Below are 13,387 nucleotides of genomic sequence, written 5' to 3' on the forward strand. Positions count from 1 at the left end.
GAGCCTCGCCTGAAGTTCTAGAGCGCGTGCTCGGAAAGCCCATCTCGTTCGACTAGATCACATCTTGCTGCGATGCGTCAAACCAGATTGACAGACGTGTAGACGTCCATGGATGAATACGATTTCGGAACTGTGGGGTGCGGCTTGCCAGCTGCCGGAGCGCCAGGTCAGCGCCGGCCCCGGCTCTGACTCAGGGGCGCCGCAGCAATTGTTCGATGGCCGTGGAGAGGCGATCCATCCGGAAGGGCTTGCGCAGGAACTGGGTATGGTCATCGGTGGAAACCAGCTCTGCCGCCTGCTCCTTGGAATAGCCGCTGACAAACAGGATCGGCAGATTCGGCACCAACCGCCGCAACTCACGTGCCACCTCGACGCCATCCTTGACCGGCATGGTCAGATCCACCACCGCACAGCAATAGCGACCGACGTGCGCCCTCAACTCGGCAATCGCCTCGTCCCCGGACAGGAATGCGGCTACTTCCAATCCGCATTGCTCCAGCATTACCGTGGTGATTGCCAGAACGTCCTCATCGTCGTCGACGGCCAGCACTGCACCGCCGGTTCGTGGCTGCTGCGCGGTCAGATGCTGCCTCGGCGACAGCTCCGGTTCGTCGGCGGCTGCAATCAGCGGCAGATAGACCCGAAACTCGGTGCCGATCCCGATTTCACTCAGGATCCTGATGGAGCCACCGTGGGCCTTGATGATTCCCTGCACCACCGACAGGCCGAGGCCGCGACCGGTGGTCTTGGTGGTGTAAAAGGGCTCGAACAGGCGTCGCTGCACGTCTTCAAGGATGCCGGGCCCATCGTCGCGCACCAGCAATTCCAGATAGCGCTCGGACAGCGGCAACGGCCATTGCATGGCAGTGACCTGGACGTCGGGTTCGGACACCACTGACAGTCGCAGCTGCACCTGTCCGCTGCGTTCACCGATGGCGTCCACCGCGTTCTGGACGAAATTCAGCAGCACCTGTTCGATCTGCGTCCCATCGCCCAAGACCGTGGCCGGCCGCGTATTGATGACCATGCGCAGGCGCACATGATGCCCGCAGGAAGCCCGGAGCAGCGGCTCGATCGAGTCCAGCAGTTGTGCCACGTCCACCGGATGCATCTGCGCCACGGTCTTGCCCGCGTAGGCCAGCATGCGCTCGGTCAAGCCTTCCATGCGTCCGAGTACGCTTTCCACGGTGCCCAGATGGCGTCCCAGCATGCTACCGACCGGGACCGCGGACACCGCCATGTTGAGCTGGCCGATGGCGGCCATCAGCATGTTGTTGAGGTCGTGGGCGATGCCCCCGGCCATGACGCCCAGGCTCTCGGTTTTCTGGGCCTGATAGATCTGCCGTTGCAGTTCTTCACTCTCGTCGGCGCGGCGACGGTCCTCGCTGATGTCGAAGACCACGCTGCTGAGCACGCCCTTGTGCTGGGCATAGACCCCCTCGTTGCGCAGGAAGGCGCGCAACCAACGTACCCGGCCATCCGTCAATGTGAGCGGTAGATCGAGTGAGGTTCGAGCCTCGCTGCTCAGAAAACGCGACAGCTCGCCGCTGACCCGATTGCGGTGATCCGGGAGCACGCGAGCCAACAATTCATCAGGCATCACCACATGCGGCTCGTTGAGCTCCATCAATTCGGCATAGGCACCGACGAGTTCGGCCTCGTTGCGGGAACGATCTAGCCTGAAGGCACCGATACCGGCATCGCGCAGCACCCGATCCAGCCAGCGCTCTCGTTCGATCATGGTCACCCGCTCGCGCCGGGCGGCCTCGATATCGGTGCCGACGAACACGAATTGGCTGCGCACGCCATCATCATCACCAAAGGTACTGGCGTCTACCTGATACCAGCGTTCCCCGCCGGGGTGACAGCGCATACGCCAGGCGAAGCTGGCGGCCCCGGTACCCAGCAAGCTACGCACCGACTCCCGGCGCTGCTCGATGTCCTCCGGAAAACAATAGTCATCCATGGAACTGCCAAGCACCGAGTCCAGGGGCAAGCCTGCCGCCGCGGAAAAGGCCTGATTGGCCAGCACAATGCGCCCCTGACCGTCGACCATCAGGATTGCAGCCCGTGCGGTATCGATCAGGCTTCGCAAGCGCAGCAGGTGGGAGCGGGATTCATGCTCGGCCGATACCTCCCGCAGCACGCCGGACACACAGGCCAGCACCCCGGCCTCGTCACGACGCACAATCGCCGCCACCCGCACCCAGCGGCTACGTCCGTCGTCGCCAATGACGCGAAATTCGATGGGATCGGCAGGGCCGGCCAAGGCGCGGGCAAAATGCCGGCGGGCCCGGCCCCGATCATCCGGATGCAGCCGCGCCACCCAGTTTGGCAACTGCTCCGGCAGTGTGGCATCGGCCGACAGGCCCAGAAGCCTCAGAAAGCCTGGTGAACTGCGCAGCGAACCGTCGTGCTGCCATTCAAAGAATTCGACGCCCGCCACCTGCAGCAGCGCGCCAAAAAGATCGACATCGGCCGCCAGTTCGCGGCGGCTGAGTTCGATATCGGTGACGTCGGTCAGAACCAGCACCAGATTGCCATCACCGGCGGCGGAACGTGACAGGGTTGCACGCAGCCACACTGCCGGGCGACCGCGCCGCCCCTGAGCGCGGACCATGCAGCGGCGCTCGCGCAGGCTGTTGTCGTCCAGTTGCGCTATGCACTCCTTGATCTGCTCGCATTGACCGTCTGCGAAGACTTCGGAAAGGGATTTGCCCATGAGAGATTCGGCGCTGTCCCGGCGCAGCAGTTCCGCGGCACGTTCGGTGGCGACCAGAATGCGACCCTGTTCATCAAGGTCAATTTGCGCAATCCGACTGGCCCCATGGGCACTGCGCCAGGCCCGATTCTCTGCTTGCAGGCGTGCCAGTTCAGCACGCAGGCCGGCGATCTGATCGGCAGCGGGCTCTGCAGGCTCAGTCACGATCCAGCGCTCTCAACCAGAATCCCATGTCGTGCCCGGACTCGGCCGTCTGGCCCAACTCGCGCCAGCTGAAGTTTGCCCGCAACGCAGATTGGCGCCGGTAGCCGCGGCCCAGCCAGAAATCGTGCAAGGACCGCGCTTGCGGCGGGCGTCGGGGATCGTCCGAGTCACGCTCGACGGCGCAGAAACAGGTGTGGGTGATGCCGTCCAGGGAGCGCGCATAGTGTTCGCGGGCATCGAAGAAGCGATGGCCCAGACCGCAGCCTCGATATGCAGTGTCGAGCACGGATTCGCCGAAGTAGAGGACACGGTTTGCATCGTAGCCGGCAGCCAGCAGCGGCGCTCGGCAATATTCCGCTTCGTCACACAAGGGTACAGCTGTGGCGCAGCCCACGATGCGCCCCTGGTCCACCGCCAGCACGAACAGGCTGCGTGGCGACCGACTGTAGGTCTGCAGATATCTGGATTCGTATTCCAGATCGCCGTCGTACAGATACGGCCATTCCCGGAATACCCGGATGCGCAACCTTGCCAGGGCCGTCAGGAAAGGGCGGATGGCCGCGCCGGTCAGCGAGAGCAGCGATACCGACGAATCGGCGTTGACCGGCTCAGCGCTGGCCAGCACTCGACCTGCGCGCACGGTGTCGGGGAAATCGCCGAACAGGCCATCACAACCGAGCGCAAAGGCGTGGGCGCACTCCTCCACCGGGCTCAGGTCAGGCGCGGGCTGATCATCACGAAAAGTCCAGGCATGAACCATCTGATCAGCGGCATGGGCAGCGGCCAAGAAGTCGCGTCCAGGCGGCGTCAACAGCGCCGGTTTGCCAACCCCATAGCCGTCAACCTCCGGCTGCAAGCGGGGCAGCTCCACCGACAGCTGCACTACCCGTGACCCGCAACGCTGGCGCACCCGGGCCAGGCAGTCGCCATCAAAACACTGCACCAGAACCGGCGCCTCGGCTCCCAACAGGCCGACAGCAGCCAGATCACGATACAGCAGCTCTACCACATCCACTCCCCGATCGAGAAAGTAACCGGGATGCTTGAGTTCGGGATAGACCAGAAGGTTCCGCCCGCGTCGCCGACGCTGCTCCAGCAACAGTTTCAGAATCTCGCTGAAACGCGGAATCCGGTAACAGCCATCGCGATGATGAGCGCGCGCGGGCCAGGGTTGAACGGCGCGCAATTGATCGATCTGCGTCGAGCAGAGATCGGCAATCCACCAGTCCTCGTTGCCATCAGGTCCGGGCCGGCGAAGTTCCCCAAACTCGGGGCGCTGAGCGATATCCGTACTTCGGGCCAAACCCAGATCATGTCGCGCGTAAAGCACGCCATCGGCACTCGCCACCAGATCGGGCTCGATGACATCGCAGCCCTGCTCGATCGCCAGCGCGTAAGCCGGCAAGGTGTGTTCAGGCAGATGTCCGCTGCAACCGCGGTGTGCAATCACCCAAGGTTGGGTGAGCGGGCGCCATCGCGTATGGGGCTGCACGCCGTCTCCTGCATCAGTACGATCCGAGCATCAGTCTACGGCAAGATCAAATCCGGCTCCCCGTCTTGTGTCAACTGAACCAGCCCGGCACCAGGGTCTTGAACCATTCGGTGGCCTCGGCCCCAAGGAAGAACAACGCATAGAAAAAGGCGGCGAAGTACACCACCGTGGCAATCAGCCAGAAGATGCTGACCAGCACCATCAGGCCGTCCCGTTCCAGCAGGGCGATGGCGGCAAACAGCATCCCCAGCGCCGGCAGCGTGTTGTTGAAGGGCAAGATCGGCGCCGGGATCACCAGCAGCAAGCCACCGATCGCAATCAGGCTGCCGCAGAAGCGTTCACCGAAACGGCCGTCGACCCAGGAAGTCAGTCGCTCACGGGTGATCTTCGCCAGCATCCGGATCAACCACTGACACAGGCCGAGCAGGCGCTCCCACAGCTTGGTCGAAGGCTTGATCTCGTAGATCTTGGTCGGCAGCCACATGCGCTCGCGCCCGCGCAGCAGTTGCCAGCCCAGCGAGGTCAGCACCAGGCCGCCGGCACTGGACAGCGGCCCGAGCGTCAATGGTTGCAGGAAGGGCAGGCACAACAACACCGTGGACAGCGCAAAGGCCGAAGTCTTCAGGCTGTCGAGCGCCTCGCCCAGGCTCATTGGCTGGTGCTCGGCACGCTCGGTGCACTCGGTCAGCACCCGGATCAGGGTCAAACGATGTTCCATGGGGCCGCCGTAGCCATATCGGAGCCGCGGATCATAGCGGTAACGGCCGTGCAGACATGAATCGGCGCTGTTTCAGGTCATGGATTGGGACAAGAGTCTGCGTGCGGGCCCTGAGTCGGCGTCGAGGCGAACCGCTTGAATCGTCACGAAACTGCCCACGGGCCATGAACCATCGGAACGGAAGTAGGCCGAGGGTGCCGCACAGCGGCTCCCCGGCGCCCTTGGACTGCGCCGGGGAACGCGCCTGCGGCGCGCACCCTCGGCCTACGCGCAAACGGCACCATTACGGCCAATCAAACACTTACGATATAGGCTCATGGAGAACGTGGCGAAGCAATCCAGACACACATCCTCAGAAGCACTGGATTGCTTAGTCGCTGCGCTCCTTGCAATCACGCATCAATAACTTGCGATACCTGTTCCTGGAGAGCGCGGTGGCGGAGCTTTGCTGAGGCCAGGGACAAAAAGCGGCCGCGCAGGCGCGCGTCTCTCCGCAGAATCACTCGGAGCTGAGCCGCTCCCCTGCCTCATTTCAGCTGCGGCTCGAGCCAGTTCCATACCGTGTCGCGGATGTGCGCCTGCGCCGCAGCGGTCGGATGAACCTGGTCTTCCTGGAAGTTGGCAAGATCCATGGCCAGACCGTCCAGCAGGAAGGGCAGGAGCGGAAGCTGCAGCTCGCTGGCCAGTTGCTGGTAAACCGCCCGGAAACGACTGCGGTAGGCCTCGCCGTAGTTGGCGGGCAGTTCAATGCCGATGAGACCGACCTTGGCATCCGCTCCGCGGGCCAGTTCGATCATCTGCAACAGGTTGGCGCGCATCGACGCAATCTGCAGGCCGCGCAGCCCATCATTGGCGCCGAGTTCAATCAGCACCAGAGAGGGTCGATGGGTCTTCAGGGCAGCAGGCAAACGGGTCAGACCACCGGCTGTGGTTTCGCCACTGATGCTGGCGTTGACCACCTGCCACTGACCAGGATGACTTTCGGCCAGCTTGTTCTGCAGCAATTGCACCCAACCTTGATCGGTCGGGATGTTGTGTGCCGCGCTCAAGCTGTCGCCCATCACCAGCAGCGTGCGCACCTCGGCAGCCGCCAGTGCAGTTCCCCACCACAGCAACAGCAGAAACAGGATTCGCCTCATGAATAGCGGTACCGAACTCGTCGTTGAAGCCAGCGACATTAGCAAACAAGTCCTGACTGCAGCCGGTGAATTGTCGGTACTCGATGCCATTGACGTTCAGCTGCCAGCTGGGGAATCACTGGCCATCGTCGGCGAATCAGGCTCTGGCAAGACCACTCTGCTGTCGCTACTGGCCGGGCTCGATCAGCCCAGCAGCGGTGAAATCTCTCTGTTCGGCCAGCACCTGAAGGGCCTGGATGAAGATGGTCGCGCCGCACTGCGCCTGGGACGAGTCGGCTTCGTGTTCCAGGCCTTTCATCTGCTACCCAGTTTCACAGCGCTGGAGAATGTCGCCGCACCGCTGGAACTGGCAGGCAACCGGGCAGCAATGACCAAGGCCCGCGCCGCGCTGGAACGGGTGGGTCTGGCGCACAGGCTCGATCATCTGCCGCGGCAGCTGTCGGGCGGTGAACAGCAGCGCGTGGCCCTGGCGCGGGCCTTTGCGATCGGCCCCAAGCTGCTGTTCGCCGACGAGCCCACAGGCAATCTGGACCAGAACACCGGTGCCCGCGTCGCCGATCTGCTTTTCGAGCTGAACCGCGATACCGGCACCAGCTTGATATTGGTGACCCACGATCTGCGCCTCGCCGCTCGTTGTCAGACTCAAATCCGGCTCGAAGCCGGCCGGCGGATCGCATGAACCTGCTGATCACCCTGTTGCGCCACGCCCGTCGCGAATGGCGCGCCGCTGAACTGAAGCCGGTGCTGGCGGCTTTGCTGGTGGCGGTTACCGCCGCCACCGGCGTGCTTGCCTTCACCGACCGCGTCGAGCGTGCCCTGAACGCGCGCGGCGGCGAACTGATCGGTGGCGATGCGGTGCTGTCCTCGCGCCAGCCGATTCCGGCAACGCTGGTCGATCAAGCCAGCGCCGCCGGACTACAGACCACGCCAGTAGTCGCCTTCCCGACCGTTTTGTTTGCCGGCGAAGCCAGCGTACTGGTCGAAGTCAAGGCTGTTGCCGACGACTATCCGCTGCGTGGGCAACTGAAGACGGCGATGACAGCGACGGGTCTCGGAGCAATGGCTGCGGCGCCGGCGACAGGGACCGCCTACATCGACGCCCGGGCGCTGGCCGCGCTGCAACTGGAGGTCGGCGCCGACGTGGAGATCGGCAATGCCCGCCTGCGCGTGGCCGGCGTGCTCACCGAGGACCCGGAGGGCGCCGGCAGCTTCCTCACCCTGGCCCCCCGAGCCATCGTCCGCATCGAGGATGTCACCCGTCTCGGTCTGCTCGGCCCGGCCAGCCGCGCCTTTCACCGTCTGCTGATTGCGGGTCCCATCGCTGCCGTGGAGGGTTATGCCGAATCGGTCCGCCCGCAACTGAAGGGTCAGCGGCTGACCCTGGCTCGCGATGCCGAGCAGCAGCTGGCCGAGGTCGGTCGCCAGACCCGGGCCTTTTTCGGTCTGGCGGCGTTGGCGGTGCTGTGGCTGGCAGCCCTGGCCATCGCCCTGACCGCGCGTCGCTACACCGAAGCCCGCCGTGAAGTCGTCGCCCAACTGCGCTGCTTCGGCCTGTCGCGAAGACGCATCCTGCTGCAGCTCGGGGCCACCCTGGGTCTGTACGGACTGCCGGCGATTGCGCTGGGTATTACCCTGGGCTATGGACTGCAAGCGATGATTGCCCTCGGCGTGGGCGCGCTGTTCAACGAAACCCTGCCGAACCCCGGCCCACGCGCCGCCTTGCTCGGCGCCTTGGTCGGCGTGTTGGCCTACCTGAGTTTTACCCTTCCAGCGCTGGCCAAACTCACTGCCACGGCGCCGTCGACCTTGCTGCGACAGACCGAGGATCGCCTCGGCCTGCGCGAGTGGCTGGCCTACCCTGCTGCGCTCGGCGTGCTCACGCTGGCGATCTGGTTGCTCACCGGCGAGGGTCAGCTCGGCATCATCGCCATGATCGGCATGAGCGTACTGGCGCTGAGCCTGGCGGGAGTCATGTGGCTGCTGCTGCGCGCCATTCGCAAGCACACGCCGGGCCGCAGCTTCGTCACCCGTCAGGCGCTGCGTCAGTTTGCCTCCAGACCGGGCACCACGCTGTTGTCGGCCGTCTCACTGGCATTGGCGCTGGCGGCCGTGTTGCTGCTGGGTGTGGTCTCGGGCGATCTGGTGCGGCAATGGCGCAGCGGCCTGGATCAGGACACGCCCAATCGCTTCCTGCTCAACATCCAGCCCGATCAGACCGAGACGCTGCGAGCACAGCTCGCGGATCTCGGTATCGGCGATGCGCAGTTCTATCCTTTTGCGGTGGCGAGGTTGGTCGCCATCAACGGCACCAAACCCACGCCCGAGGCCTACACCGACCCGCGCGCGGCGCGCTTCATCGACGGCAACCTCAATCTGAGCTGGAGTCAGGAGCTGCCGGCCGCCAATACCCTGATCGCCGGCAGCTGGTGGAGTGAAGGGCCGGAAGTGTCGATCGCCGAGAACTGGGCCAGGACCTTCAACCTCGGCGTCGGCGATCGCCTGACGATCAGCGTCGGCGACCGCGAAATCGAGGCCCGGATCGCCAATGTGCGCAAGGTCGACTGGGATTCCTTCCGGGTCAATTTCTTCCTGCTGTTCAAGCCACAGACCGTCGCTGGCCTGGACAGCACCTGGGTGACCAGCATCCGCGCCGATGCCGAGCAGGCGCGCCAGTTGGGCAGTGTCATCCGCAGTTACCCCAACATCACGCTGATCGATGTCGATGCGCTGCTGACCCGAATCCTCGGCGTAGTCGATGCGGTGGTCCGCAGCCTGTCAGTCATCTTCTGGTGCGCGCTGGCGGCGGCGGCCACTGTCCTGCTGGCGGCGCTGTCGGTCAGCGCCGGCGCCCGACGCTTCGAAAGCGCCCTGTGGCGCAGTCTTGGTGCGTCGCAACGCACGCTGCAGCGCACACAATGGCTGGAACTGGGTAGCGTGGGCGCACTCGGCGGCGGTTTCGGCGGACTGGCAGCATTGGTCACCGGCTGGTCACTGGCCGACCGCGTGTTCCAGATCGATTACGCCGCACCCTGGTGGCTGCCACTGGCCGGTGCCGCACTCGGCGCGGCGCTGTCGCTGACCGCCGCCTGGCTGGTGTTGCGCGGCGTCAGCGCCACACCGCCGGCACAGACCCTGCGGGTGGGAGCGGATTAGGCGCCGAGGCAGGAGCGACCTCGCATCGCGACCGGCGAAGCGCCGATCCACACCCTTGATCGCGCCACAAGGGCGCCTACACGAGGCATCTCGATGCGCGCGCCCGATGACCCTGCTGCGTCTTGATCGGGGCTTCCAGGCTCAACCCCCGGCAGCGCTCCAGTTCACATCTTCACCCTCACCGACTTGTGTCGCGCTGGCGCTCGGCTTATGTTTCTGCTTCGGCAGGGAGAGCGTCATGGTTCAGGGCTACGAGAAGCGTCGTCACCCACGTACGGAAATCAGCGCAGTCGCCGTGCTGATCTCCAGCGCCCGTGGCGGCTACCTGACCAATGCCCAGGATATCTCCGGCGGCGGCGCCCGTCTCAGCCGCCCGCTCACCTGGAAGGAAGGCATCCAGCCGCCCTTCCGCCTGTTCTTCATTTTCGACGAAGACACCGTCGTTGACATGCGTGCCACCCTGGTCCGCGCTGGCGATGATCATCTGGCCTTCCAGTTCGATGCCGGCCAGCCGGCCGAAATCGATCAGCTGCTGTACGAGACGCGGTTCATCGTCCAGACCGTCTGAGTACTACAGTTGTCGGTTGTCGGTTGTCGGTTGTCGGTTGTCGGTTGTCGGTTGTCGGTTGTCGGTTGTCGGCAAAGCCTCTCAGCGCCTGACATTGCGAGCCAGCCGAGCAAGCCCGACACGACGCTCCACCCCCGAACAGCGGATCGCAAGAGCGCCCTCGCGGCGCGACCTGCAGGGCGACGATCCAGTCCTGAGGCAGGGCGCGGCCAGAAGCCGGACGCCGAGAAAGCAAAGGAAAAGCAGAGAGAACGCAAAGAACAGCGTCAGATCTTCAGTGTGCCTCTCCATGAACCCATATCGCCATTTCTTGACGCGTCATTGCGAGGAACGCAGTGACGAAGCAATCCAGTGCTATTGCGGCTGTATGTCTGGATTGCTTCGCTACGCTCGCAATGACGCCGGGGGTTCATGGCTCGTAGGCAGTTTCGGGCCGAGACAGGTGGCTTGCAACGAGCTACCCCGGTCCCTGTGGGAGTCCCTGCCGCACCGCTTCGGTGCGCATCTTCGTGCGCAGAACTTGCGAGGCACCCTGTGGGAGCGGGCTCTGCCCGCGATCTTTGCCGTGGCTTGTCGAAGGCTCGCGGGCGAAGCCCGCTCCCACAGATGTTGCAAAAGCATGGACTTGCGGCTTGTTCTGAGAGAGCGGCTTCAGCCGCGATGCCTAGCTCCATGCACACTCCAGCCCCGATCGCGGACAATGTCCGCTCCCACAGCCTGGTCCGGGTCCGTGGCCGGAACCTGGCGAACCTGACCGTTCCAGTGCAGCGGCTCAAGCCCACCCAATCTGAACGCGATTGAATGCCGCCATTGAATACCCGGCCCCCTACCCCTACACTCCGTCTTGCAACTGGGGGCGCAATGGCTTCGACGGGAGTCACGAAACCTTGGGTGCATGCCGAGGGGGTAGCTTTCCTCGTTAATCCAGCTGCAAGACTCTAGTCGCGAACGACGAAGTCTACGCTCTAGCAGCCTAAGGGCTGCTTAACCACCCTATCTTGTGTTCGTGCTCGGTAAAGGTGGGTCAGAATCACGAAATCGCGAGCCAGACGTGCCCGACGTCGGCAGCTAAAACCTCAGGGCTGGTTGCACGGTTATCCCGCCAATTGGAGCACCGTACGACGAGATCAAAGAATCGGCTAAGCATGTAGATCACAAGACGTAGGGCTTGCGGACGGGGGTTCGACTCCCCCCGCCTCCACCAAACCACCAAAGGCCGCCAGCGATGGCGGCCTTTGTCATTTCAGGATGCCGACGTCGAACGCCCGTACGCTTGCGGGTGAGAGCCGCTCGCGCATAGCGCGACGCGACGCATGCGTCGCGAGGCTTGAACGCCCGCGAGCTGTGCTCGCGGGCAGGACCGGGGGTTCGACTCCCCCCGCCTCCACCAAACAGTAGGGCCCGGCTAATCTCCGGGCCCTTTTCTTTGCGCGAATCCCCGCACCGCGCGGGATTCTGGGCTTCGGCCTTGCGGGTGGCCGTCGGCCAGTACCACCAAGATCGCCGCACTTCGGGGCTGGAGCATTCTCGGTTCTCCGTTTTCCTTTCGGGTGGGCGAAGGCCTATTCCTCGCCAGAACAGCCACTTGCGTGGGCGGGTTCGCCGTCAACCATGGCCAGCGCTCGGGCGCCCAACGCTACCGGTTGGCGATGCCGCTCACCCGAGCATACCCATCCACCGCACTTGACCGTATCGCAATCGAGATACACAATTCGGAAAACGGAGGATTCAACCATGGCTCATTCCTCAATGCTGCACGTCCGGGTGGACGACGAAATCAAGGCGCAAGCCAGCGAGGCACTGGCCGCCATGGGGCTGTCCGTGTCGGATGCGGTGCGCATCCTGCTCAAGCGTGTGGTCAACGACCAGGCCTTCCCGCTGGAGCTGAAGGTCCCCAACGCCACGACCCGCGCGGCGATGATCGATGCCCGCGAGATGGCCAAGGCGCGCAAAGCCCGCTTCGAATCTGCTGACGCCTTGATCGATGACCTCGAAAAAACCCGCCAGCAGTAAGCGGGCCGCACCGCCCAGGGCGTGCGACTACACCAGGACCTTCCTCAAGGATTGGGAGCGCCTCTCCCGATCAGGCCGATACGACCTGAATCGGTTGAAGGAGGCGATGCTGCTGCTCATCGCCAACGATGCGCCGCTGGGCCCGGAATGGCTGGACCATCCGCTCAAGGGCGACTGGGCCGACCACCGCGAGTGCCACATCGGTGGTGACTTCTTGCTGATCTACCGACTGGAGGGCAACGCCCTCATCTTCGTGCGCGCGGGCACTCACTCGGAATTGTTCGAAGAGTGACGACCGCTCGGGCATCGAAGCGCTCGACGATCTCGCGCTGCACCACCCAGTCCGCCGGCAGCGCGTTGCGCTGAAACCACAGCAAGCTCATGCATGGCGGCGGCTGGCCGGCGTCGATGGCCTGTGGACGTTGGCCGGCGGCTCGTTGACAGTGGACCGATGCAGTCCCTGGCGCCGTGCGATGTCGCTGCCGCTAGCGACCACGCCGTCGTCGAGCAGCTGAAGCCAGTAGAAGCCCCGCGCAAGTTGCCGCTGTTCTGCCGGACACAGCGTCGGCCACATCGTCGCGAGGTTACGCAACGGCAAGACCACTTGCGGCTCGTCGTTTGCCACGGCTTGCGAACCTGCCACGCCAGCCCGCGCTTGGCGAGGCATGCATGTACCTTTCGCTGTGCGCCAGCGTTGATCGCGGGCGGAAACCAGTCGATCCGGCCCTCGCGGCGGCCAACGGCCTGGCCGAGGATGGCGCGCTGGGCGGGGGTCAATGAGACTGTGGTCATGGGATGCTCCGTGGGGTGTTCGGAGTCCCATGAACGCGCTGGTCGGGGATCAAGCCAAGCGTCCGGTGGCCGCTGGCGACATCACCTGATAGATTCGAACCAATACGATTGATTGCGACTTTGTGCCGCATGACTCGTCGCCGATGGAGCGCGTGATGACCGAGCCCTGGGTATCCGTGGAACAGATCGCCGAGCATCTCGGCGTGACGCGCGATTCCATCTACCGCTGGATCGACCGCAAGGGCCTGCCGGCCCACCGCGTCGGGCGGCTGTGGAAGTTCAAGGCGTCCGAGGTCGATGACTGGGTGCGCGCCGGTGGTGCGAACGAAGAACGCAACGAGGGCGGCACCGCCGCCGGCAAGAACTGAGGGTCACCCGACGCATGCCTACACTGAACTGGATCGGCAAAGAAGCCGTCGTCAAACATCACAAGGACGTGCCCTTCCGCCTCCTGGAGCCGGTGCCGGAACTGTCCTGCGGCGACAGCGCCAGTGGCAACCTGATCGTGCAGGGCGACAACCTGCATGCGCTCAAGGCCCTGCTGCCGCGCTATGCCGGGCAGGTCAAATGCATCTACATTGACCCG

At 64.2% G+C, this 13,387-nt stretch carries 11 protein-coding genes and 1 other RNA gene; 8 read left to right on the plus strand and 4 right to left on the minus strand.

What is annotated here, in order from left to right; genetic code table 11:
• Window positions 1-190: 190 nt before the first annotated feature.
• From H7A19_19750 to H7A19_19765, 4 genes are all read right to left on the minus strand, one after another.
• Complete coding sequence (locus H7A19_19750; GenBank protein ID MCP5477064.1) at window positions 191-2,926, minus strand: PAS domain-containing protein; 2,736 nt, start codon at window positions 2,924-2,926, stop codon at window positions 191-193.
• Window positions 2,919-3,686 (minus strand): GNAT family N-acetyltransferase, encoded by a 768-nt coding sequence (locus tag H7A19_19755; protein MCP5477065.1) that lies wholly within the window; start codon window positions 3,684-3,686, stop codon window positions 2,919-2,921. Before H7A19_19755 ends, H7A19_19750 begins: the two co-directional genes overlap by 8 nt.
• 802 nt (window positions 3,687-4,488) lie before the next feature.
• On the minus strand, window positions 4,489-5,136 hold the full coding sequence (locus H7A19_19760; GenBank protein ID MCP5477066.1) for an exopolysaccharide biosynthesis protein: 648 nt from the start codon (window positions 5,134-5,136) through the stop codon (window positions 4,489-4,491).
• Window positions 5,137-5,663: 527 nt separating this feature from the next.
• Window positions 5,664-6,275 (minus strand): arylesterase, encoded by a 612-nt coding sequence (locus H7A19_19765; protein MCP5477067.1) that lies wholly within the window; start codon window positions 6,273-6,275, stop codon window positions 5,664-5,666.
• Here H7A19_19765 and H7A19_19770 point away from each other — a divergent pair.
• From H7A19_19770 to H7A19_19805, 8 genes are all read left to right on the plus strand, one after another.
• Window positions 6,274-6,954, plus strand: coding sequence for an ABC transporter ATP-binding protein (locus tag H7A19_19770; GenBank protein ID MCP5477068.1), 681 nt, complete (start codon window positions 6,274-6,276; stop codon window positions 6,952-6,954). The genes H7A19_19765 and H7A19_19770 overlap by 2 nt on opposite strands.
• Window positions 6,951-9,428 carry a hypothetical protein gene (locus H7A19_19775; protein MCP5477069.1) on the plus strand — a complete coding sequence of 826 codons (2,478 nt, stop codon included), beginning with the start codon at window positions 6,951-6,953 and terminating at the stop codon, window positions 9,426-9,428. Before H7A19_19770 ends, H7A19_19775 begins: the two co-directional genes overlap by 4 nt.
• A 238-nt stretch (window positions 9,429-9,666) precedes the next feature.
• Complete coding sequence (locus H7A19_19780; protein MCP5477070.1) at window positions 9,667-9,996, plus strand: PilZ domain-containing protein; 330 nt, start codon at window positions 9,667-9,669, stop codon at window positions 9,994-9,996.
• Between the two features lie 852 nt (window positions 9,997-10,848).
• Window positions 10,849-11,200: a transfer-messenger RNA gene (ssrA, locus tag H7A19_19785) on the plus strand.
• A gap of 530 nt (window positions 11,201-11,730) precedes the next feature.
• On the plus strand, window positions 11,731-12,009 hold the full coding sequence (locus tag H7A19_19790; protein MCP5477071.1) for a type II toxin-antitoxin system RelB/DinJ family antitoxin: 279 nt from the start codon (window positions 11,731-11,733) through the stop codon (window positions 12,007-12,009).
• Window positions 11,981-12,301 carry a type II toxin-antitoxin system YafQ family toxin gene (locus H7A19_19795; GenBank protein ID MCP5477072.1) on the plus strand — a complete coding sequence of 107 codons (321 nt, stop codon included), beginning with the start codon at window positions 11,981-11,983 and terminating at the stop codon, window positions 12,299-12,301. The genes H7A19_19790 and H7A19_19795 overlap by 29 nt, the downstream gene beginning before the upstream one ends.
• 652 nt (window positions 12,302-12,953) lie before the next feature.
• Complete coding sequence (locus H7A19_19800) at window positions 12,954-13,169, plus strand: helix-turn-helix domain-containing protein (GenBank protein MCP5477073.1); 216 nt, start codon at window positions 12,954-12,956, stop codon at window positions 13,167-13,169.
• A 14-nt stretch (window positions 13,170-13,183) separates the two neighbouring features.
• A partial coding sequence (locus H7A19_19805; GenBank protein MCP5477074.1) for a site-specific DNA-methyltransferase occupies window positions 13,184-13,387 on the plus strand: 204 nt, incomplete at its 3' end.

This window comes from Rhodanobacteraceae bacterium, assembly GCA_024234055.1.
Classification (GTDB): domain Bacteria; phylum Pseudomonadota; class Gammaproteobacteria; order Xanthomonadales; family SZUA-5; genus JADKFD01.

Excerpts from the sequence above, each read along its gene's own strand:
- H7A19_19755 (MCP5477065.1), bottom strand. The coding sequence starts at position 3,686 with ATGGTTCATGCCTGGACTTTTCGTGATGATCAGCCCGCGCCTGACCTG.
- H7A19_19780 (MCP5477070.1), top strand. The coding sequence starts at position 9,667 with ATGGTTCAGGGCTACGAGAAGCGTCGTCACCCACGTACGGAAATCAGC.
- H7A19_19775 (MCP5477069.1), top strand. The coding sequence starts at position 6,951 with ATGAACCTGCTGATCACCCTGTTGCGCCACGCCCGTCGCGAATGGCGC.
- H7A19_19790 (MCP5477071.1), top strand. The coding sequence starts at position 11,731 with ATGGCTCATTCCTCAATGCTGCACGTCCGGGTGGACGACGAAATCAAG.
- H7A19_19795 (MCP5477072.1), top strand. The coding sequence starts at position 11,981 with ATGACCTCGAAAAAACCCGCCAGCAGTAAGCGGGCCGCACCGCCCAGG.
- H7A19_19765 (MCP5477067.1), bottom strand. The coding sequence starts at position 6,275 with ATGAGGCGAATCCTGTTTCTGCTGTTGCTGTGGTGGGGAACTGCACTG.
- H7A19_19770 (MCP5477068.1), top strand. The coding sequence starts at position 6,274 with ATGAATAGCGGTACCGAACTCGTCGTTGAAGCCAGCGACATTAGCAAA.
- H7A19_19760 (MCP5477066.1), bottom strand. The coding sequence starts at position 5,136 with ATGGAACATCGTTTGACCCTGATCCGGGTGCTGACCGAGTGCACCGAG.